The organism is Candidatus Villigracilis saccharophilus (assembly GCF_016711665.1).
In genome coordinates this window covers 84012-104605 of the sequence record NZ_JADJSO010000006.1, presented here as the reverse complement: position 1 = coordinate 104605, position 20594 = coordinate 84012, and the positions used below count along the sequence as shown (strand labels likewise).

Below are 20594 nucleotides of genomic sequence, written 5' to 3'. Positions count from 1 at the left end.
GATCATGAAAAAAATTTCCCTACTATTGGTTGTAATATTTTTAATATCTGCCTGTGGCACGCGTGATGCCGTGACGCCAACAGCTGCACCGCCGCCCACATATGTTCGGCCAACAGCCAGGGTGCTTCCAATAGTCACACCAGTTTGTGTTTCCACTGAACCGACACAGGCAGATATTAACAGCGCGCTCGCGTATACCGGCGATCTATTTAGCGAACCTGAATGGCAGAGGACGTATACCGTTTCAGACGGCAGTGTGGCTGTGACCTGGTCCAGCGACACGCTCGGTTCAGTGGCATATCTTGAAGTGTTGATCTTTCCGTGCGGATATGAAGAACCTGATCTGAATAATTTTTTTAGCATTGAGAATTGGGGGGTGATTTTCGAAAATTATGAAAGTTATGCGGTCGTGTCTGAATGTAGAACAGACACAGGCTTGAGGCTTTATCAATTCAAAGCGATGGAACAGGGATATGAATACGATATAAAGTACTGGGCTGAGAATGACAGCGACACGCGTGTGATGGCAGTCATGATCGTTTTTCCTGTTGAGGAAAGTTCATTGATGGATGAGTATTCATCGGATCTTTTTCCAGGGCTTACAAGTTGTAAATAGCCAATAGGTGACAGTCACTTTTAAAGTGACTGTCACCTTAATTTAAGGAACCCAAAATGCCTTCTCGATATGACATTCTCTTTCAACCCATCAAGATCGGTCCCGTCACTGCGCCAAACCGCTTTTATCAAGTGCCGCACTGCAATGGATTTGGCTGGCGTATGCCCAAGGGACTGGCCGCCATGCGCGGCATGAAAGCGGAGGGGGGCTGGGGCGTGGTCTGCACCGAAGAAACCGAGATCCACCATACCAGTGACCTCTCTCCTTTTTTCGAGGGGCACATCTGGAGTGATGATGATATTCCATCGTTGCTGTTGATGACCGATGCCGTTCATAAACATGGCGCGCTGGCTGGGATCGAGCTTTCCTACAACGGACGGGATGCCTCGAATTTATATTCACGCGCCGTAACCTTCGATCTGTTTTCACGCGGTCTGGTTGGCGGCAGCGGATATGAACCCGGTCAATCACGCGCCGCAACAAAAGATGACCTCAAGCAGATCCGCAAATGGCACCGTAACGCGGCGATCCGCGCGAAGAATGCGGGCTTTGATATTATTTACTGCTACGCCGCGCATAATTTGACTCTCGCCTTCCACCTTATGTCCAAAGATAATGACCGCGCCGATGAATATGGCGGCTCACTTGAAAATCGAACAAGATTCTTCCGTGAATTGATCGAGGATACAAAGGAAGCAGTCGGCGATACCTGCGCTGTTGCGGTCCGCTTTGCTGTGGATGAATTGATTGGTGCGAGCGGAATGCAGTTTGACGGTGAAGCGCGTGATATTGTCTCCATGCTTGCGGAACTTCCTGACTTGTGGGATGTGAATGTCAGCTCATGGAAAAACGACTCGACCACCTCCCGTTTTGAAAAAGAAGGCAATCAGGAAAAATATATCTCCTTTGTAAAGAAACTTACAACGAAGCCCGTCGTCGGTGTCGGCAGATACACGTCGCCTGACTCAATGGTCTCTGCCATCGAGCGCGGCATCATGGATATGATCGGCGCGGCGCGGCCGAGCATCGCCGACCCGTTCCTGCCAAATAAAATCAAAGCAGGCCGTCACGAAGATATCCGTGAGTGCATCGGCTGTAATATTTGTGTCACCGGCGATACTCGTTTTGTTCCAATCCGCTGTACGCAAAACCCGACCATGGGCGAAGAATGGCGGCGTAACTGGCATCCCGAGATCATCGCGCCGAAAAAATCCGAAGATGAAATTCTCATCGTCGGCGCTGGGCCTGCCGGGCTTGAAGCCGCGCGCGCATTAGGTCAGCGCGGATATCATGTTGTCCTCACAGATGCAAAACGCGAAGCGGGCGGGCGGGTCGCGTTGGAGTCCGCGCTTCCAAATCTCAACGAATGGCGGCGTGTCATTGATTGGCGTCTGACGCAGATTCAAAAGATCGAAAATATTTATTTTTATCCATCCAGCCCGATGACCGCCAAGGATATTCTCGAAGCCGGCGCGCCGCATGTCATTTTAGCCACTGGCGCAAAATGGCGGCGTGATGGTATCGGGCGCTATCTATCACGTCCCGTGAAAGGCGGCGCAAAAATTTTCACCCCTGATGACTTTCTGGAATCGGGCGGCTTGCCGCCCGCGTTTCAGCAGCAAGCTGCTGAACTCCAGAAAATATTGATCTACGACGACGATCATTACTACATGGGCGGCGTCCTCGCGGAACTGCTTGCAGAAAATGGCTGCGAAGTGACTCTGATGACTCCTGCCCCATCCATTTCCTATTGGACTCAATTCACCCTTGAACAGGATCGTATCCTCAAGCAATTACACAAGCTGAATGTGACTCTTCTTGCGGATCATATCATCGCATCCCACACCCCGACAAATGCCACTGTCACGAATGTCATCACCTCTGCCGAGTCGACTCTCGCCTGTGATGCCATCGTCATGGTCACAGACAGAATCCCCAACGACGCGCTCTATCACGAACTTAAACCAGCCCTTGCAGAAGGAAAATTAAAATCACTTCGCATCATCGGTGACGCTGAAGCGCCTAACATCATTGCACAAGCCATATTCAGCGGTCACCTTGCCGCGCGTGAATTTGACGAACTAATCGACCCCGATGTAACTCCCTTCAAGGTCGAACGGTGATGCCGAATTCATCAAAGCTCATCCTCGTTACCGGCGCGACCGGATACATCGCCAGTAGATTAATTCCGCAACTAATAACTCGCGGATATCGTATCCGTGCGCTTGCGCGTCAGCCCCAGCGACTCAAAAATAAAAACTGGTTCCCGCAAGTGGATGTAACACAGGGCGACGTCATGGACGCAAAGACCCTGACGCCCGCGTTCGCAGGTGTTGAGATCGCCTATTATCTGATCCATAATATGTCCAGCGGGCGCGGCTATACCGAGCGCGAATTGGAAGGTGCGCGGAATTTTGCGCTCGCTGCCGAAGCCGCCGGTGTTCGGCAAATCATCTACCTCGGCGGCCTCGCGGACGAAGAACAGCATATCGCTCCGCACATGCGCTCGCGGATCGAAACTGGCGCAACCTTAAGGCAAGGCAAAGTCCCAGTCACAGAATTTCGCGCGGGAGTGGTTGCCGGGTCTGGCAGTATTTCATTTGAAATGATCCGCTTTATGACGGAATTATTTCCCATTATTCCCGCGCCATTTTGGGTAAAGAACAAATCCCAACCCATCTCCACTCAAAACGTAATTGATTATCTTTTGGCCGCACTGGACAATCATGACGGGCAGGGACAAGTCTTTGAGATCGGCGGACCGCATGTCACGACCTATCAGGAACTGATGCTAAGTTACGCTCGCGCCCGCGGACTGAAGCGCAGTTTCCTATTGCTGCCTTATGTCCCAGTCTGGTTCATGGCGTTTGGCATCGGCCTTACAACGCCCGTGCCGAGTCCCATTGCGTACGCGCTGGTGGGCGGGCTCTCCAGCGACAGCGTGGTCATGCATGATAATGCGCTCAGAGTCTATCCCGAAGTGAATCTCATTGATTTTGAATCGGCCGCGAAGGAAGCACTGACGCGTCTGCATCCGCACAAGATCGAACGTGTTTGGGATGATGGGGAAGGTCACACGAAAACTCTAAAGCATGAAGGTTTTTTTATTGACCACCGCGAAATAAAATTAAATGCCGCGCCTGAGAAAATTTTTGATGCTGTTAAAAAAATGACCGGTAATTTTCTGGTTGAGGCCGCCGAAGAGGGTCAAATCCTTGTGCAGTTGAAAACAAAAATGCCCGGTAGCGCCTGGGTTCAATGGAAGGCAGAGCGTGTCTTCGATGCGACAAATTTAACTCAAACCTTCTTCTTCACTCCGCGCGGCCTCGCTGGATTTTTGATCTGGTATTTGCTTCGTCCGTTTTCCATCCTCGTGTTTAAAAACTGGCTAAAAAATATCGCGCGCAACTCGGTGGTAAAATAAATTCATAACCCAATAAAGATCAAATCGCGGCGAAGTCGGTGGAAATCCGACACTGTCCCGCAACTGTAATTGCTTCGGCATAAGTCAGGTCGCCCGCCTTTGGTCTGTTCATCACACTCTCGTGGAAAGGAGGTGGATGGCGGCCCCAATCGGATTGCCTCTCCAACCTCCCCAGCCTTCGCTGGGGATTTTGATTCTTGTAACAAAATGTCGCTGCGAGCCGTACTTTGGCGAAGCAGCCTCCCAATAGTGGGAGATTGCTCACCTGCACTGCAACAAACGCAGTGCGGCGCAAGTGTCGGGCTGGCGCCCTCGCAACGACATGCCAACTTATATTTCGGAGAATAACATGTTACGTAAAATTTTCTTTTTGACCGTACTCCTCGCACTGGTGATGACTGCCTGCGGCGCGCCTCAAGCTTCCCCGCTAGCTGCTCCCGTTGCGACAGAACCGTCAGCGCCGATCATGCTCACAGACGGGCTGGGCAGGCCTGTCGTCCTGAAAGAAGCGGCGAAGCGTGTCGTCTCGCTTGCCCCGTCCAATACTGAGATCCTGTTTGCAGTCGGCGCAGTGGAACAGGTCATCGGCCGCGATGAGTTTTCAGATTATCCCGAAGCAGCCAAGGCACTCCCAAGTGTGGGCGGTTCGATGGGTGAATATAGCGTTGAGACGATCGTATCGTTGAATCCTGACCTTGTGCTCGCGGCTGAGATCAACTCGCCTGAGTTGGTAAAACAGCTCGAAGACCTGGGCTTGACCGTTTATTATTTAAAGAATCCCACCACGCTTGAGGAAATGTATCTCAACCTCGAGATCGTGGCTCAATTGACTGGCGAAGACCCCACCAAGTTGACCGATTCTCTCAAGGCGCGCGTTGACGCAGTGGATGAAAAGATCATGCCGCTCAGTGCACGGCCGGCTGTGTTTTATGAGATCGATGCGACTGATGCAGCCAAGCCATACACTTACGGCCCCGGCACATTCGGTGACCTGCTTATCGCCCGCGCTGGCGGAACCAACATCGGAAATGAATTGACCGACCCATATCCGCAGATCAGCCTTGAGCAAATTGTCGTTTCGAATCCGTCCATTATTTTGCTCGGTGATTCGATGTGGGGTGTCACCACGGAAGCGGTCATCTCCCGCCCCGGTTGGGAAACCATCGAAGCCGTGAAATCAAAACAGATCTTCCCGATTGACGATAACCTGATCAGCCGCCCCGGTCCGCGTTTGGTGGATGGTCTGGAGCAATTGGCGAAATTGCTGCACCCCGGCGTATTTCCATAATTCATATGTAGGGGCGGAGCATTGCTCCGCCCCTACGAAACCATGAAATCGAAACCCTTTCTTTCCTCATTCCTTCTGCTCCTGATCGCCTTCATCCTCAGCCTCGCGATCGGCTCTGTATTTATTTCCCCGAAGGAATTATGGAATATTTTGCGCGGTGCGGGTGACGAGACTTTTGTATTCATCATCTGGCAGATCCGTTTACCGCGCACAATTCTTATCGCATTAACGGGTGCGGCACTAAGCGGAAGCGGCGCGGCGTATCAAGGCTTATTCCGCAACCCGCTGGCTGACCCGTTCTTGATCGGCGTCGCATCTGGCGCGGGTTTGGGTGCTGTGATCGCCATGTCCATCAAATGGCCGTATACATTTTGGGGTTTGATGGCAATTCCGATGGCGGCCTTCATCGCGGCCTTATTAACAGTATTCATCGTTTATTTTTTGGCGCGCGTCGGGCAGACCATTCCCACCACAAACCTCATTCTCGCGGGCGTCGCATTTTCATCCTTCGCAACATCGCTGACATCCTTCCTCATGCTGCGCTCCACCAGCGAAGTGCGCCGCGCATTGGGCTGGCTGCTTGGTGGCGCAAGCCAGGCAGGTTGGACGGCCATCCTCGCCATCCTTCCTTACCTCATCATCGGCCTCGGCATTCTCCTCATTAGCGGGCACGCACTCAACCTTCTGCAGTTCGGCGACGACCAGGCACAGCAATTGGGATTGAATGTCACGCGTATCAAAACCATTTTGTTGATCGCCGCTTCGCTGGCCACTGCCGCCGCTGTGGCATTCTCCGGCATCATCGGCTTTATCGGCCTGATCGTCCCGCATCTGATTCGGCTGTGGCTTGGTCCTGACTATCGGAGATTGCTTCCGCTGTCAGTGCTTGGCGGCGCATCTGCGTTGCTGGTTTCAGACATTCTCGCGCGCGTTGTCCTCGCTCCGCAGGAGATTCCCGTTGGCATTATCACGGCATTGGTCGGCGCACCATTCTTCCTGTGGGTCTTGCGTCGCGCAAAGAATCAAGGATATTGGTAATCATGGATGTCATCATTCATAAAGCAGACATGCAAAATGCTCCGAAGGCAAACGAGTTTTCACGCAAGTTCATTGTGAGATCAAGAGTTGTGCTTGAAATCGAAAAGGAGCAACTCAAATATTCGGTCGTTGAGGTTGATCCCTACGAAAGAGACATCCCTGCCGAAGATACAAACTACGGATTTTCAGAAACTGGTCCCACGGTATTTTTTGCAGAGTCAAATGGCAAACCTGCCGGGCGGATCAAAATGCTCGAATGGTGGAATCAATTTGCGTATGTGGATGATATTGTCGTGAATTCCGAATTCCGTGGGACGGGGCTTGGGCGCGCGTTACTTGAAAGTGGAATTCAATGGGCGCATGAAAGCAATTTTCCCGGCGTCATGCTCGAAACTCAGGATGACAATGTCCCTGCCTGTACCCTGTATCAAAAATATGGATTTGTATTAAGCGGCTTTGACCGTAATGTTTATAAAGCGGTCCGACCAAACTCAAATGAAACTGCGTTGTTTTGGTACCTGATTTTCTAAAGAATTTAAACCTTCGTGCTCTTTGTGTCATTTGTGGTTAAAGAATTTTTTCCATGCTAAAAATCCAAAAGCTCTCCGCCTCTTATAACGGACATCAAGTCCTGCACGATGTATCCTTCGACGTGAAGAACGGCGAAGTGCTCGCATTGATCGGTCCCAATGGTGCGGGCAAATCCACGATCATCCGTGCAGCGAGCGGAGTCATTCCGTCCATAGGTCATATCCGCACGAACGGTGATGACTTCCAATCGCTGACTCCGCTTCAACGCGCGCGCTATCTCTCCGTTGTGCCGCAGGCGATCTCATTGCCGCCCGCCTTCACAGTTTGGGAAACTGTCTTGATGGGGCGGACTCCATATCTTGGATTCCTAGGCCAGGCGTCTGCTCATGATGAAGAACTGGCACGCGAGGCCCTGAGCAGAGTCAACGCTCTGGCATTTTCCGACCGCCGCGTGGGGGAGTTATCCGGCGGCGAACGTCAACGTGTGTTGCTGGCGCGAGCCTTGTGCCAATCCACGCCGATCTTATTGCTCGATGAACCCACGGCGCATCTGGATCTGCAATATCAAGTTGGTTTATTGGAATTAATTCACGAACTTGCTCACAAGGAAAATTTAGCTGTCTTGATTGCATTGCACGATCTCAATCTCGCCTCCCATTACGCGGACAGAGTCGCTTTGCTCGTTGGAGGTCACCTCAAAGCGATTGGAACCCCGCGCGAAGTGCTGACCGCTAAATTGATCTCGGAGGCATATTGCCTGCCCGTTCAGGTGGTTGAGCATCCTTTTTTGAATGTTCCGCTGGTATTACCAGATTCGGGGAAATAAAAAAGCCGCCCACGCATGGACGGCTAAAATTTAATATAAGGGCGGCTATCTCACAAAATAAATGATCGAAACGATCACACCAATTGTGACCACTGTCCAACGTAAAGTGGATGGTTTGACTTTACCTGCCAATTTTCCGCCTAGCGTGCCGCCGATCAACGCTCCAACAGCCATCACTAAAGCTATTGGCCAAACCACTTTCCCAGAGAAGATGAAAAATACCGCGGCGGCCACGTTGACCGAGAACGCCACAGCCTGCTTCAGGGCGTTAAGACGCGTGAGCGTGTCTTCCAGAGTTAATCCCAAAGCAGAGAGAACGATCACGCTCAATCCCGCGCCGAAATATCCGCCATAGATTGAAGCCAGCCCAACAGGCAGCCAGGACAATTTTTCCAGTTTCGAGCCGTGACCTTCTCCCATGCGCTTGATCAACCACGCGCGGACGGGGTCTTGAATGGCGAGCAGACCGGAGGCAAGCAAAATTAAATATGGCACGAGATCCTTGAACAACTTTTCGCCTGTTTGCAGAAGAAGAAATCCGCCAAGCACGCCGCCGATAATACTGGCCGGGACAATGATCCACAGACGATGCTTTTGTCCTTGTAGATCCTTCATCTGCGCGAGCGTGCCGCCGAAATAGCCAGGGCACAGCGCCACGGTGTTGGTCACATTCGCGGCCACAGCGGGGATGCCTAAAAAGGTGAGAACGGGAAAAGTGATCAGAGTTCCGCCGCCTGCAAGTGCGTTGACCCCGCCCGCAGCAAGAGCGGCCAAGCCTGCAAATACAAAATCTAATATGCTGAGATCCATGTTGAATTCCTTAATTGGTCTGGGATGAAACAGGGGCTAGTATAGCATCAATGTTTTTTCACAAACGAGTTTGTAAAACGCCTTATAATTTCATTCCATGACCACATACTTCATCACTGGCGGACTCGGCTTCCTCGGACAATATATCGTGCAGGCGATTCACGATCACGACCCGCAGGGAGAACTGCGGGTGTTGGTCCGCACGAAACGCAAAACGATTTTGGAAATTGAAAAACTAGATCGAATAAAGTGGGTACACGGCGAGTTGACCCAGCCTGAATCCTTTGCGGAACAACTCAAAGGCGTGGACACGGTCATTCATAACGCGGCGATGGTTTCCTTCAAAAAAGCGGATGCGCAAAAGGTCTATGATGCGAACGTGATCGGCACGCATAATCTTGCTGAGGCGGCGCGTAAAGCGGGTTGTAAAAATTTTGTTTTCATCAGTTCCATTTCTGCTGTTGATTTCCGACCACCGCAAATGACGGATGAAACCATGATCCCCGATCTTGAGTTCAAACGCAAAAATGATATTTATGGATACACCAAACTGTTGAGCGAAAATGAATTGAAGGAAATGTCGGGCGAACTGCGCGTCATCATCCTTAACCCAAGCGTGATTCTCGGCCCCGGCTCGGAGCGCGTGGAAACCGTCATCAAAGCTGTCCGCAAAATGCCTTTCCTGCCGACGATGGATTATGTCAACGCTTTTGTGGATGTGCGCGACGTAGCGCATGCGGTCACTCTTGCGCTGATAAAGGGTCACAGCGGCGAGCGGTATATTGTCTCAGCCCATAATGCGCGCATGGTTGATTTCACACGCGAGATCATCAAGCATATCAAAAAGGATCTGCAAGTGGTTGTGTTGTCGCCATTCGGTCTGAGTCTCATGGATGGATTTGTGTCCCTGCTGGATCTTCTGCGCCTTAACCCTGGCATTCGCCGTCCTTCGCAAATGAACATCGATAAACCCTGTTCTTACGAAAAAATAAAACGTGAAATGAACTGGAGGCCGACTTATTCGCTTGAACAATCAATTGTCGATTCGATTACGTCGGTCAACGCTTGACTCTCCCCGCCCTCGCTCGTATAATCCCAGCCATTCAGAAGTAGTAGGTAATTGTCTCTCTGACAGAAAAGAAGGTCATAGGCTGTGAGCCTTCGCAGAAAAGAATTGCTGAAGTCATCTGAAATCACTGGCGAAGAAAGCCTGAACACTGGTTACTAGACCGCCACGGGAATGCCCGTTACAGCATGGACTGATGAATGTCAGTCACAAAGTGCAGTCGCAAGGCTGAACTGAGGTGGTACCGCGGAGCAATACTTCGTCCTCAACTTGGATGAAGTATTTTTGTTTAATATTTTATGCGTCATTGCGAGGGCGATAGCCTGACACTTGCGCTGCACGCCAGTGCAGTGAGCAATCTCCAATTAAATAGGAGATTGCTTCGTCGGGAAGAGCACCCTCCTCGCAATGACATGAGGAGACCGAATGACCAAACACGAACTGCCAAAAGCTTATGACTTCAAATCCACGGAACAGCGTATTTATTCCATGTGGGAAACAGGCGGATATTTCAAGCCGCATAACGATCCCAACAAACCCGATTTCGACCCGAACGTCAAACCGTTCGTCATTTCGATTCCCCCGCCCAATGTGACCGGCGAACTGCATATCGGTCACGCCATGTTCGTCAGCGTCGAAGATCTGATGATCCGCTATCACCGCATGAAAGGTTTCTCCACTTTATGGGTTCCAGGTTCAGATCACGCCGGCATCGCCACGCAATTAATGGTGGAACGTGACCTGCTCAAGAATGAGGAAATTACCCGCGAAGAATTGGGACGTGAAAAATTTGTCGCGCGCACCTGGGAGTGGAAGAAGAAATACGGCGGCATGATCTACAACCAGATCCGACGCCTCGGCGCATCCTGTGACTGGGACCGCGAACGCTTCACCCTTGACGAGGGGCTGAGCCGGGCAGTTCGAGAGGCATTTGTGCGCCTGTATGAAAAAGGACTGATCTATCGCGGTCCGCGTCTCATCAACTGGTCACCTGGACTTAAGACCGCAGTTTCAGATTTGGAAGTGGAATATAGCGAAGAGCAGGCCACGTTATATTATTTTAAATATATGATCGCAGGCTCAGATGAATTCATTCCTGTGGCAACCATCCGTCCCGAAACGATTCTTGGGGATACCGCTGTTGCGGTCCACCCTGAGGATGAACGCTTCAAGAAATTCATTGGCAAAAAAGCCATCGTGCCGATTCTTGGCCGCGAGATTCCCATCATTGCCGACGATTACGTCAGCATGGAATTTGGTACGGGCGCGTTGAAGATCACACCCGGTCACGACCCGAACGACTATGCCATCGCGCAGCGTCACAACCTACCGATCATATCCATGCTCGATAAAGAAGCAAAGGTCAACGAGAATGGCGGGCAGTATAAAGGTCAGGACCGGATCGTGGCCCGTAAAAACATCTGGGCGGACATGCAAGCCGCGGGACTCGTCCTCAAGACCGAGCCGTACACCACCACCATTCCACGCTCACAACGCGGCGGGGAGATCGTCGAACCGATGATCTCCGAGCAGTGGTTCGTCAAAATGGAATCGCTTGCCAATGCCGGGCTGGATGCCGTGCGCGATGGACGCATCAAGATCGTGCCCGAACGTTTTGAAAAAGTTTATTACAACTGGCTCGACAATATCAAAGATTGGTGCATCAGCCGCCAGCTTTGGTGGGGACATCGCATCCCCGTTTGGTATTGTCCCGATAACCACATGACCGTGGCGCGTGAAGACCCGACGCAATGCGCGACCTGCGGCTCGAAGGAAATTCATCAAGATGATGATGTGTTGGATACATGGTTCTCTTCGGGCTTGTGGCCGTTCTCCACGTTGGGCTGGCCCGAGCAGACTCCAGATCTGAAATATTTTTACCCGACCTCCTACATGGAAACGGGTTATGACATCTTGTTCTTCTGGGTCGCGCGTATGATCATGTCTGGTTTGGAATACACGGGACAGGTTCCGTTCCATACCGTTTACCTGCATGGACTTGTGCGCGATGAGCATGGACATAAAATGTCCAAGACCAAGGGCAATGTGCTCGACCCGCTGATTGTGATGGACGAGTTTGGCACGGATGCGCTGCGCTTCACAATGTTGGTCGGCTCCACGCCCGGCAATGATACGAACGTCGGCATTAAGAAAGTGGAAGCCAACCGCAACTTCGCCAATAAGATCTGGAATGCGGGCAGGTTCGTGATCAATGCGATTGATTCACTGGACGATGGACCGCAGACCGTGGACAGTACGGTCAACGGTCAACCGTCCATGGCCTGGTCTTTGGCTGATAGTTGGATCTGGGCCAAACTTCAAACCCTCATCCGCGATGTGGAGCGTCAATTCCAGAACTTCCAGTACGGACAGGCTGGTCAGCAAATTTATGAATTCCTCTGGTCTGACTTCGCTGATTGGTACGTGGAGATCTCGAAGGGACAGTTACAGAACGCAGAAAGCAGAAGGCAGACTGTAGAGACTCTCGTGCGCGTGTTTGATATTACGCTGCGTTTGCTGCATCCCTTCACGCCTTTCATCACCGAAGAAGTGTGGGGACATCTGCGAACCGCGCTGCTTGATTCCCCGATCTCGCATCTCGCCAAAGACTGGCCTGAAGTTTTGATCGTTGCGAAATTCCCCGATCCGCGTGAAACCGAAGGCTGGGAAGAACCCAAGATCGCGGATTTCACATTGATTCAAGAATTGGTGCGTTCGATCCGCAACCTGCGCTCGGAGAAAAACATTGCGCCATCGAAGAAACTCGCAGCGCAAATCGCGGCAGGCGACAAAACTGACCTGCTTAAAGAACAGACGCAAATGATCGCTTCACTGGCGGGCCTTGACCACTCTCTGTTAACCATTCAAACGTCTCTCAAAGACAAACCCGCAGACTCTGTCGCTATTGTGGCTGGCTCTATCGAAATATATATTCCCCTCACCGGCATGGTGGATCTGGCGAATGACAGGCCGCGTCTTGAAAAAGAATTGAAGGAGGCGCAGTCACACATAGAGCGACTTGAAAAACTACTCTCCAGTGACTTTGCCAACAAAGCGCCCGCCGCGCTGGTTGCGAAAGAAACTGAGAAATTGGCAGCGTATAAAGATACAGCTGAAAAGATCAGCGCGCAGCTGATGTAAAGTAGTTGAAATTTATGTGCAGGGGCGATGTTAAATCGCCCCTTTTTATTATCACTGATAAAATTATGGATAGTTGCAGTGATTTGATAAGGAGAATCCATGTCCACTACCGAACAGAAATTACAGGAACTCAAGACCCGCCTGCTCGAGATCGGCGATCTTAATCACATTAACGCCCTGCTTGGCTGGGATCAATCCACCTACATGCCAGCTGGCGGAGCGGAAGCCCGCGGACGTCAGTCTGCGCTGATGGCACAAATGGCGCAGGAAAAATTTATTGACAAGGAGATCGGCAATCTGCTTGATGATCTTCAGTCTTATGAAGAAAGCCTGCCTTATGATTCCGATGACGCCAGCCTGATCCGCGTCACACGCCGCGAATATGAACGCGCGCTCAAAATACCGCCAGAATTTATCGGTGAATTGAACGAACATGCAGCTGCTGCTTATCAAGCCTGGGCTGAGGCTCGTCCGGCAAATGATTTTGCCAAAGTCCGCCCGGGGTTGGAAAAGACTCTCGATCTCAGCCGTAAACTGGCGGAGTATTTTCCCGGTTACGAGCATATCGCCGACCCGCTGATCGACTTTGCTGATGTTGGTATGAAGGCTTCGAGTGTGCGCACATTGTTCGCCAGCTTGCGCGATCAGCTTGTTCCGATCGTACGCGCCATTACATCACAGCCTGCCGCGGATAATTCAGTGCTTCATAAGCATTATCCCGAAGCGGATCAACTGGCCTTTGGCGCAGAAGTGGTCAAACAGCTTGGCTATGATTTCAATCGCGGCCGTATTGATAAGACCCATCATCCTTTCATGACGAAATTCTCTTTGGGCGATGTGCGCATTACCACGCGCGTCAAAGAGGATGACTTTGGCGACTGTCTCTTCAGCAACATGCATGAGGCAGGTCACGCCATGTATGAGCAAGGCATTGATATGTCATACGAGGGAATGCCCCTCGGAGGTGGAACAAGCGCAGGCGTGCATGAATCGCAGTCCCGTTTATGGGAAAACATTGTCGGCAGGAGTCACGGTTTTTGGGAATATATGTATCCCAGCTTGCAGGCGAAATTCCCAGAACAACTTAATGGCGTTTCACTAAGCGCGTTCTATGCGGCCATTAATAAAGTGGAGAAATCGCTCATTCGCACCGATGCAGATGAGGTCACATATAACCTGCATGTGATGCTGCGATTCGATTTTGAAGTACAACTGCTCGAAGGATCACTTTCCATTCGCGACCTGCCTGAAGCCTGGCACGAGCGCTTCGAACATGACTTTGGAATTGTCCCGCCCAACGACAGTGATGGTGTCCTGCAGGATGTTCACTGGTACGCTGGCGTGATCGGCGGCTCGTTCCAGGGATATACATTGGGTAATATTCTTTCAGCGCAGTTCTATAACTCCGCGCTCAAGGCACATCCTGAAATTACGAATGAAATCGCGCAAGGTAAATTCAGCACCTTGCACGGCTGGCTGCGTGAAAATATTTATCGCCACGGAAGCAAGTTTACTGCACCTGAGATCGTTGAACGCGCCAGCGGATCAGCGCTGACCATCGAACCATACATCGACTATCTCAAAACAAAGTACGGCGCGCTGTACACGCTGTAATGTTATAATCATCACAACTTAATAACCTTCGGGGCAGGGTGACCCTTGTGTAATATTGCAAGTGAATTCCCGATCGGTGGTAAAGCCCACGAGCCTCTTTGGGCAGTGACAGTTTCTTTATTGAGAAACAGGCGCCGCATAAAGCAAGCATGACTCGGTGTAATTCCGAGGCCGACAGTATAGTCTGGATAGTAGAAGGTAGAAACAACATGACCCGCGCGGGTTGATGTGTTGATTCACGCCCCGAAAACAGTGAATGTTTTCGGGCTTTTTATTCTGACGTGATTCCGCATCTGACTCCGCGCCGGCCTGCGTCTGCGCCCCGAAACTTAAACGTTGCGAGGCGCATTTTGTTTTCCATCGCTTTCGCGGCGTTCCCGCCGCCGAGGACGGTGGCAAGAGCAAAACTTATGAAACCATCATTCTCCCGCTGGCTTGGACTTATTTCCATTCTCCTTGGCATTCTTGCCTGGGACGTGATCGTTCGCATCAGTGACCTGCCCAAATTCATCCTCCCCTCTCCAATGGATGTGTGGACGCGTATGCTCAAGTCCCTTGCAGATGGAAGTTTATTATTGCACTCGGGATATACGCTGATCGAGATCTTGCTTGGCTTGTTCTTTGGTGTATGTTTTGCAACCATTATCGGATATATGTTGGCGAAGTCACGCTCACTTGAAAAGATATTGTCCCCGTATTTGGTGGCGAGCCAGGCAATCCCCATTGTGGCAGTTGCGCCTTTGCTAGTGCTGTGGTTTGGGTCGGGCATCACATCCAAAGTTTTGATCTGCGCGCTGATCGTGTTCTTTCCCGTTTTGGTCAACACAGTTGTCGGTATCCGCGCCGTGCCGCCTGTTCTGTATGACCTGATGAATTCCGTCCGCGCGACCCGCTGGCAGATTTTGTTGAAGTTGGAATTGCCTGCCTCTCTGCCCGTTCTGCTCGGCGGATTAAGGATCGGCGCAACATTATCCGTGATCGGCGCAATCGTTGGCGAGTTGGTGGATGCGAAAAATGGATTGGGATTTTTGTTGAAGGTTGGCGATTTTCAGTACGATACGTCCATGGTTTTTGTGGCGGTGTTCATGCTGGTGTCACTGGCTTTGATGTTGTATGGCATCGTGACAGTGCTTGAAAGAAGATTTTTGAAATGGCAAAAATAGCGTCATTGCGAGGAGGGCGTTCTTCCCGACGAAGCAATCCCCGGCGCCATGAGGGAGATTGCTTCGGACAAAGAACATGCCCTCGCAATGACATATACAAGGAGATACTATGTTGAAGAAATTAGTTTTACTCATGCTCGGGCTTGGACTCATTCTTTCGGCCTGCAGTAGTTCACAGGTTAAGAATGACGCAGGCGCGTTGACCAAGATACGTCTGCCGATGGGATACATCCCCAATATTCAGTATGCACCGTTTTATGCGGCCATCGAAAAAGGATATTTTAAAGATGCGGACATCGAGATTGAGTTTGATTATTCGTTCGAGACCGATGGCGTGAAGTTGGTGGGGGTGGGCGAACTTCCGTTTGCTGTGGTTTCTGGGGAACAGGTTTTGCTGGCGCGCGCGCAGGATGTGCCCGTGACTTATGTGGCCGCGTGGTATCAGCAATATCCCATTTCCGTGGTTTCAAAGGCTGATGCAAATATTTCCAAAACGGAAGATTTGAAAGGCAGGACAATTGGGTTGCCCGGCTTGTTCGGCGCGAATTATATTGGCTTGCGCGCCTTGTTGTTTTCCGCCGGGTTAAGCGAATCAGATGTGACGTTGGAAGAGATCGGTTTCAATCAGGTGGAGTTGGTCGCTGCGGGTAATCAGAGTATCATCGTTGGATATGCGGCGAATGAACCGATCCAATTACAGGCGCAGGGAATTGATGTGACCGAATTGCGTGTGTCTGATGCCGTTCAGCTTGCGGCGAACGGAATTCTCGCCAGTGAAAAAGTGATCACTGAAAACCCTGAATTGGTGAAAGGTTTTGTTGGCGCATTCTTGAAAGGTTTGCAATATACAATTGAAAATCCTGACGATGCTTACGCAATGAGCGCGGCTTATATCCCCAATTTTGCAGATCAAGATCAAAAAGTACAGAAGGAAATTTTGACCACATCCATTGATTTGTGGAAGACGGATCGCCTCGGCTACTCAGATCCGCAGGCGTGGGAGAACATGCAGAATATTTTGCTGGAGATGAAGTTGATCCCCGCGGAGATGGATCTGAGCAAGGCCTTCACGAATGAGTTTATTCCGTAATAGATTCATGTCATTGCGAGCGAGCGGAAGCGAGCGAAGCAATCTCCAACAAATTTGAGATTGCTTCGTCAGGCTAAAGCCTTCCTCGCAATGACGAAGATGATATGTTAATCAACCCCATCCTCACTGTAAAAGATTTGAACGTTGTTTTCCCTGACAACAACGGCGGACTTCACGCGCTTGAGGATATTTCTTTTGAAGTTTGTCCGCAGGAATTTATTTGTTTTCTGGGGCCGTCCGCTTCGGGTAAAACCACCCTCTTGAAAATACTTGCGGGATTGCTCACGCCTTCTTCAGGCGAATTGAATTTTATCCACAACCAGCATCCGAAGATCGGCATGGTCTTTCAGCAGGCTAACCTCATGCCCTGGCGCACCGTGATCGACAACATCAAACTTCCGCTGGAACTGGAAGGCATGAGCAACGAAGATGCACGCTTCAAAGCGCAGGAGATGATCGAGCTGGTTGGTCTGCGCGGATTTGAAGACTCGTGGCCGCGGGATCTTTCCGGCGGAATGGCACAGCGGGTTGGGATCGCCCGCGCGCTCATCCATGACCCGGACCTGCTCCTGCTCGACGAGCCTTTTGGTGCGCTGGATGCGATCACCCGCGAGCGCATGTGGGTGGAGTTATCACGCATCTGGCAGGCCAGACAAAAGACTGTCATTATGGTGACCCATTCCATTAATGAGTCTTTGTTTTTGGCAGACAGGGTTTTGGTATTAACGCAGCGTCCCGGTAAAATAAAATTGGATGTGGAGGTTGACCTGCCACGCCCAAGAACAGACGATATTCGGTATACGCCGCACTTCGGGGAATTGGCGCGTAAACTGCGGGATGCGATCGAATAACTGTTAGTAGGAATTTACGGCTTCATCCAGTTCCTTGAAAATTTTGAAGATGGTGTTGAAACCGACCATGTCCAGAATGTTCGCCACCTCGGGCTGGGGATTGAACAACTTGAAGTGTTCCTGTCCCCCGCTGGCAAATCCGCTGCGGCCCATTTTACGGTACGCGCTCCAGCCTTGATCCGGGCTGGGCGGCTGTTCTCCGCGCATCAACAACGCGAGGTTATGAAAAGCGACCATGCCAGCGCTGCTGATATAAGATAAGTCCGTCAGATCGAGCAGAATATCGCGAACGCCGGACTTGTACAATTCATGGCCCTTGTCGATCAACTGCTGATAATTCATTCCATCCAAACGGCCGTCGAGACTGATGATCGTCACCGGCACGCGTCCCTGCTTTTGTGAAACCGAAATTGTCATATTACTCTCCTGCCATCTGGTTTTTCATAAATTATAAACTTGATTTATGGATCGCACTTTGGTTGAAGGTATCCGCTATTCCGAGCCCAACCCATCCACGATCTCCTGCCTGTGTTTCTGATAATCGCGTAAAAGCGAATCGACACAACGCGCCACGGTGGCAGGGTTATCGCGGTAATGGATGACGCCGGTATCCAATTCCCATTCGCCCGCACTGATCGTTTTCAAGTAAATGACGAGGACATCCTTGGTGGATTCGATCTCTTTTAAAAGTTCATCACGGTCTGTGGATGGGAATTGTTTTAGGAACTTCGCATTGACCTTGCGATAATCATTTGTGCCATCGTAAAAGTAAAAAGGTTCCGCGCCTTCGCGCAAGGCGCTGCAGCCCGCCAGCGTGATGCGATTCCAGCCGATAAAATGCGCGGCAATATCACGCGGAGTCCAATCGCCAAGGGATTTTAGGAAATTCTGTAAAGAAAGACCCCGCATGGTTTCCATGAAAGCGGTGTAGGAAGTTTCCAGGTCTGCGAGTTGTTTGTCCTTGGTATCAAACATGCGAACCCTCCTGTTTATTGGCTAGCAATTCCAGCATCTTCCTTGTTGCCTCTGCAACTTCATACATTGCCTTATTAAATACTTCTTCATTTGCTTTGGACGGCTTTCGATACCCGCTGACCTTCCTGACATATTGCAATGCCGCCTCTTGAATTTCCTGTTCGGTGACAGGATGATCCATGTTGCGTAAGGGTTTTATGCTTCGACACATAATTGTCTCCTATACTTTTGGCCAATCTAACAATAAGACTTCTGCCAATAAACGCGAGTTCACATTTTTGTCCATCTTTTCCAGGACACACTCGAGGTCACCAACCACGCGCCGCGCTGCGGATAGATCCAACCGACTCGCGAGGAATTCGATCTCCATATTCCTGTCCACATTGACCAACGGAGTTTCAGCGCCTGCCGCGCGTAACATTACATCGCGCCAGTATGAAAGCCAGATCAAGATGACCTGACGCATTCCTTCCTTGTCTTTTGAAAGTTTATCCGCATAAGCGAATTTTTCCACACGTGAGGCAGGCAGAAGCGTTTGAAGATCGTTCAGGCGTTCCTCCCGCTTTTCAAGCAGGGTCATGTCATCCACGAGTCTGCGGGCGTAACCGGGGCGGCCTCCGCTGATGTGGGCAAGCAGGCGGGATTGTTCTATTTCCACTCCATGCTTGAGCAAGTCCGATTCGATTGAGGAAATTGGGAGGGCGCGCAACCGCAACACTTCGCAGCGCGAGACAATGGTTGGCAAAAGTTGTTCGGGAGTGTCAGCGGTTAACAGAAGAATTGCATGAGCAGGCGCTTCTTCGAGAGTTTTTAACAAGGCGTTCGCGGCGCTGTCATTGGCTTCTTGAAAACGTAAAAACAAAGCCACGCGATATTTTGCCTGATAAGGTTTCAGCGATAGTGAATGTTGTACGGCACGCACATAATCCACCTTTAAAGTCCCGTTTTCTTTTGGTAATCCATCGTCATCCAGGGCTTGAATCACATTCAGGTCAGGATGCTGCATGGAATCTATCTGTTTGCAATCGCGGCACGTGCCACAGGGAATCCCCGCGGCAATGGGCATTGTACAGTTTAATGCTTGAGCGAGACGCAATGCTAAAGTCCGCCGGCCCAGGCCGGGCGGTCCGCAGAAAAGATACGCGTGGCGAACTTCTCCGCGCGCGACCTGCTGTTGGAGCATATCCACGGCCCATTCGTGTCCGATCAAATTCCAATTATCTGCCATAATACTTAATCGTAAATCATTCCTGTCCTGCGCGCAAACGCAAATAGGAATCATATCGTTCTGGATGAATAGTTCCAGTCTTCAGCGCAGCCAGCACTGCGCAGCCTGGTTCGTGTTTGTGAGAGCAATCGCTGAATTGGCATTGCGGCACAAGATCGCGCAAGTCGGGGAAGTACGCGTCGATCTCCTCGGCTTCAGTATCCCACAGCGCGAGGCTTTTCCAGCCGGGCGTATCCGCCACATATCCGCCGCCATCGAGTGCGAACATCTGGCGGGTCACGGTGGTGTGCCTGCCCTTGTTCATGGCGGAACTGATCTCGTTCACGGCGAGGCCAAGGCCAGCCTGCACCTCATTCAGCAGGCTGGATTTCCCCACACCGCTCGGTCCTGCCAGTGCGCTGATCTTGTTCTGCAATTGCGCCTTCAGTTCATCCAATCCAGTGCGTGTTTTTGTGGATGTATAAATGACCCGGTAACCAATGGATTCATAGACGCGAAAAAGTTCCTTTGCATTGTCCACGAGGTCTGTTTTGTTCGCGATGATCACTGCGGGTATCTTCTGCTTTTCAGTGATTACAAGGAAACGATCCAGCATTCTGAATTTCGGATTTGGATTCGCGCATGCAAAGACGAATACTGCCTGATCGGCATTTGCCAGCAATACCTGCTGATAGATTCCCTGGGGGCGCGGATCCAATCTGACTATAGCCTGTTTGCGTTCCTCAACAGTTTCTATCGCCCCGGAACCGTCTGCGAGCAGTTCGATCTGCACATAATCACCCAGCGCGGCGATATCGCCAATGGCTCTGCCTTGCTTAAGTTTGCCTCTCAAGCGGCAAATGACAAGACCCTCACCGGTCTCTACTGTAAAGAAACCGGATTGGGCCTTGATGATCAAACCGCGTTTATATATTTCGCTTGTCAAATAATTAC

19 protein-coding genes and 2 riboswitches are annotated in these 20594 nt (G+C 51.0%); of the genes, 13 read left to right on the top strand and 6 right to left on the bottom strand.

What is annotated here, in order from left to right:
- Positions 1 to 4 precede the first annotated feature (4 nt).
- From IPL17_RS03455 to IPL17_RS03425, 7 genes are all read left to right on the top strand, one after another.
- Positions 5 to 616: a hypothetical protein gene (locus tag IPL17_RS03455; RefSeq protein WP_345305687.1), complete on the top strand. Its 612-nt coding sequence runs from the start codon at positions 5 to 7 to the stop codon at positions 614 to 616.
- Positions 617 to 672: 56 nt separating this feature from the next.
- Positions 673 to 2739, top strand: a complete 2067-nt coding sequence (locus IPL17_RS03450) for an FAD-dependent oxidoreductase (RefSeq protein ID WP_345305686.1) — start codon at positions 673 to 675, stop codon at positions 2737 to 2739.
- Positions 2739 to 4040 (top strand): NAD(P)H-binding protein, encoded by a 1302-nt coding sequence (locus tag IPL17_RS03445; protein ID WP_345305685.1) that lies wholly within the window; start codon positions 2739 to 2741, stop codon positions 4038 to 4040. The genes IPL17_RS03450 and IPL17_RS03445 overlap by 1 nt, the downstream gene beginning before the upstream one ends.
- Before the next feature lie 4 nt (positions 4041 to 4044).
- Positions 4045 to 4179, top strand: a riboswitch (adenosylcobalamin (AdoCbl) riboswitch).
- Between the two features lie 210 nt (positions 4180 to 4389).
- Entirely contained in the window at positions 4390 to 5328 is a 939-nt protein-coding gene (locus tag IPL17_RS03440; protein ID WP_345305684.1) for a cobalamin-binding protein, read from the top strand.
- A 42-nt stretch (positions 5329 to 5370) separates the two neighbouring features.
- Positions 5371 to 6366: an iron ABC transporter permease gene (locus IPL17_RS03435; RefSeq protein WP_345305683.1), complete on the top strand. Its 996-nt coding sequence runs from the start codon at positions 5371 to 5373 to the stop codon at positions 6364 to 6366.
- 2 nt (positions 6367 to 6368) lie between these two features.
- Positions 6369 to 6896 (top strand): GNAT family N-acetyltransferase, encoded by a 528-nt coding sequence (locus IPL17_RS03430; protein WP_345305682.1) that lies wholly within the window; start codon positions 6369 to 6371, stop codon positions 6894 to 6896.
- Between the two features lie 53 nt (positions 6897 to 6949).
- A complete protein-coding gene (locus IPL17_RS03425; protein WP_345305681.1) occupies positions 6950 to 7723 on the top strand; it encodes an ABC transporter ATP-binding protein in 774 nt (257 codons plus the stop codon).
- Between the two features lie 45 nt (positions 7724 to 7768).
- On the opposite strand, the gene IPL17_RS03420 is transcribed toward IPL17_RS03425, so the two are convergent.
- Positions 7769 to 8533: a sulfite exporter TauE/SafE family protein gene (locus IPL17_RS03420; RefSeq protein WP_345305680.1), complete on the bottom strand. Its 765-nt coding sequence runs from the start codon at positions 8531 to 8533 to the stop codon at positions 7769 to 7771.
- A gap of 97 nt (positions 8534 to 8630) precedes the next feature.
- Here IPL17_RS03420 and IPL17_RS03415 point away from each other — a divergent pair, with 97 nt between their 5' ends.
- The 6 genes from IPL17_RS03415 to IPL17_RS03390 all read left to right on the top strand — a co-directional run bounded on the left by IPL17_RS03415 (position 8631) and on the right by IPL17_RS03390 (position 17458).
- On the top strand, positions 8631 to 9602 hold the full coding sequence (locus tag IPL17_RS03415; protein ID WP_345305679.1) for an NAD-dependent epimerase/dehydratase family protein: 972 nt from the start codon (positions 8631 to 8633) through the stop codon (positions 9600 to 9602).
- A gap of 423 nt (positions 9603 to 10025) precedes the next feature.
- Positions 10026 to 12740 (top strand): valine--tRNA ligase, encoded by a 2715-nt coding sequence (locus IPL17_RS03410; protein ID WP_345305678.1) that lies wholly within the window; start codon positions 10026 to 10028, stop codon positions 12738 to 12740.
- A gap of 99 nt (positions 12741 to 12839) precedes the next feature.
- Positions 12840 to 14354, top strand: coding sequence for a carboxypeptidase M32 (locus tag IPL17_RS03405; protein ID WP_345305677.1), 1515 nt, complete (start codon positions 12840 to 12842; stop codon positions 14352 to 14354).
- Between the two features lie 20 nt (positions 14355 to 14374).
- Positions 14375 to 14558: riboswitch (FMN riboswitch) on the top strand.
- Positions 14559 to 14764: 206 nt separating this feature from the next.
- Positions 14765 to 15517, top strand: coding sequence for an ABC transporter permease (locus IPL17_RS03400; RefSeq protein WP_345305676.1), 753 nt, complete (start codon positions 14765 to 14767; stop codon positions 15515 to 15517).
- 109 nt (positions 15518 to 15626) lie between these two features.
- Entirely contained in the window at positions 15627 to 16607 is a 981-nt protein-coding gene (locus tag IPL17_RS03395) for an ABC transporter substrate-binding protein (protein WP_345305675.1), read from the top strand.
- A gap of 104 nt (positions 16608 to 16711) precedes the next feature.
- A complete protein-coding gene (locus IPL17_RS03390) occupies positions 16712 to 17458 on the top strand; it encodes an ABC transporter ATP-binding protein (protein WP_345305674.1) in 747 nt (248 codons plus the stop codon).
- A gap of 3 nt (positions 17459 to 17461) precedes the next feature.
- On the opposite strand, the gene IPL17_RS03385 is transcribed toward IPL17_RS03390, so the two are convergent.
- The 5 genes from IPL17_RS03385 to rsgA form a co-directional block, all read right to left on the bottom strand.
- Positions 17462 to 17875, bottom strand: a complete 414-nt coding sequence (locus tag IPL17_RS03385) for an STAS domain-containing protein (RefSeq protein ID WP_345305673.1) — start codon at positions 17873 to 17875, stop codon at positions 17462 to 17464.
- Positions 17876 to 17950: 75 nt separating this feature from the next.
- Positions 17951 to 18433 carry a ClbS/DfsB family four-helix bundle protein gene (locus IPL17_RS03380; protein WP_345305672.1) on the bottom strand — a complete coding sequence of 161 codons (483 nt, stop codon included), beginning with the start codon at positions 18431 to 18433 and terminating at the stop codon, positions 17951 to 17953.
- Positions 18426 to 18644 (bottom strand): DUF2277 domain-containing protein, encoded by a 219-nt coding sequence (locus IPL17_RS03375; protein WP_345305671.1) that lies wholly within the window; start codon positions 18642 to 18644, stop codon positions 18426 to 18428. Before IPL17_RS03375 ends, IPL17_RS03380 begins: the two co-directional genes overlap by 8 nt.
- A 9-nt stretch (positions 18645 to 18653) precedes the next feature.
- On the bottom strand, positions 18654 to 19661 hold the full coding sequence (locus IPL17_RS03370; protein WP_345305670.1) for a DNA polymerase III subunit delta' C-terminal domain-containing protein: 1008 nt from the start codon (positions 19659 to 19661) through the stop codon (positions 18654 to 18656).
- A 16-nt stretch (positions 19662 to 19677) separates the two neighbouring features.
- A complete protein-coding gene (rsgA, locus tag IPL17_RS03365) occupies positions 19678 to 20586 on the bottom strand; it encodes a ribosome small subunit-dependent GTPase A (RefSeq protein ID WP_345305669.1) in 909 nt (302 codons plus the stop codon).
- Positions 20587 to 20594: the final 8 nt, after the last annotated feature.

Excerpts from the sequence above, each read along its gene's own strand:
- IPL17_RS03455 (WP_345305687.1), top strand. The coding sequence starts at position 5 with ATGAAAAAAATTTCCCTACTATTGGTTGTAATATTTTTAATATCTGCC.
- IPL17_RS03450 (WP_345305686.1), top strand. The coding sequence starts at position 673 with ATGCCTTCTCGATATGACATTCTCTTTCAACCCATCAAGATCGGTCCC.
- IPL17_RS03445 (WP_345305685.1), top strand. The coding sequence starts at position 2,739 with ATGCCGAATTCATCAAAGCTCATCCTCGTTACCGGCGCGACCGGATAC.
- IPL17_RS03440 (WP_345305684.1), top strand. The coding sequence starts at position 4,390 with ATGTTACGTAAAATTTTCTTTTTGACCGTACTCCTCGCACTGGTGATG.
- IPL17_RS03435 (WP_345305683.1), top strand. The coding sequence starts at position 5,371 with ATGAAATCGAAACCCTTTCTTTCCTCATTCCTTCTGCTCCTGATCGCC.
- IPL17_RS03430 (WP_345305682.1), top strand. The coding sequence starts at position 6,369 with ATGGATGTCATCATTCATAAAGCAGACATGCAAAATGCTCCGAAGGCA.
- IPL17_RS03425 (WP_345305681.1), top strand. The coding sequence starts at position 6,950 with ATGCTAAAAATCCAAAAGCTCTCCGCCTCTTATAACGGACATCAAGTC.
- IPL17_RS03420 (WP_345305680.1), bottom strand. The coding sequence starts at position 8,533 with ATGGATCTCAGCATATTAGATTTTGTATTTGCAGGCTTGGCCGCTCTT.
- IPL17_RS03415 (WP_345305679.1), top strand. The coding sequence starts at position 8,631 with ATGACCACATACTTCATCACTGGCGGACTCGGCTTCCTCGGACAATAT.
- IPL17_RS03410 (WP_345305678.1), top strand. The coding sequence starts at position 10,026 with ATGACCAAACACGAACTGCCAAAAGCTTATGACTTCAAATCCACGGAA.
- IPL17_RS03405 (WP_345305677.1), top strand. The coding sequence starts at position 12,840 with ATGTCCACTACCGAACAGAAATTACAGGAACTCAAGACCCGCCTGCTC.
- IPL17_RS03400 (WP_345305676.1), top strand. The coding sequence starts at position 14,765 with ATGAAACCATCATTCTCCCGCTGGCTTGGACTTATTTCCATTCTCCTT.
- IPL17_RS03395 (WP_345305675.1), top strand. The coding sequence starts at position 15,627 with ATGTTGAAGAAATTAGTTTTACTCATGCTCGGGCTTGGACTCATTCTT.
- IPL17_RS03390 (WP_345305674.1), top strand. The coding sequence starts at position 16,712 with ATGTTAATCAACCCCATCCTCACTGTAAAAGATTTGAACGTTGTTTTC.
- IPL17_RS03385 (WP_345305673.1), bottom strand. The coding sequence starts at position 17,875 with ATGACAATTTCGGTTTCACAAAAGCAGGGACGCGTGCCGGTGACGATC.
- IPL17_RS03380 (WP_345305672.1), bottom strand. The coding sequence starts at position 18,433 with ATGTTTGATACCAAGGACAAACAACTCGCAGACCTGGAAACTTCCTAC.
- IPL17_RS03375 (WP_345305671.1), bottom strand. The coding sequence starts at position 18,644 with ATGTGTCGAAGCATAAAACCCTTACGCAACATGGATCATCCTGTCACC.
- IPL17_RS03370 (WP_345305670.1), bottom strand. The coding sequence starts at position 19,661 with ATGGCAGATAATTGGAATTTGATCGGACACGAATGGGCCGTGGATATG.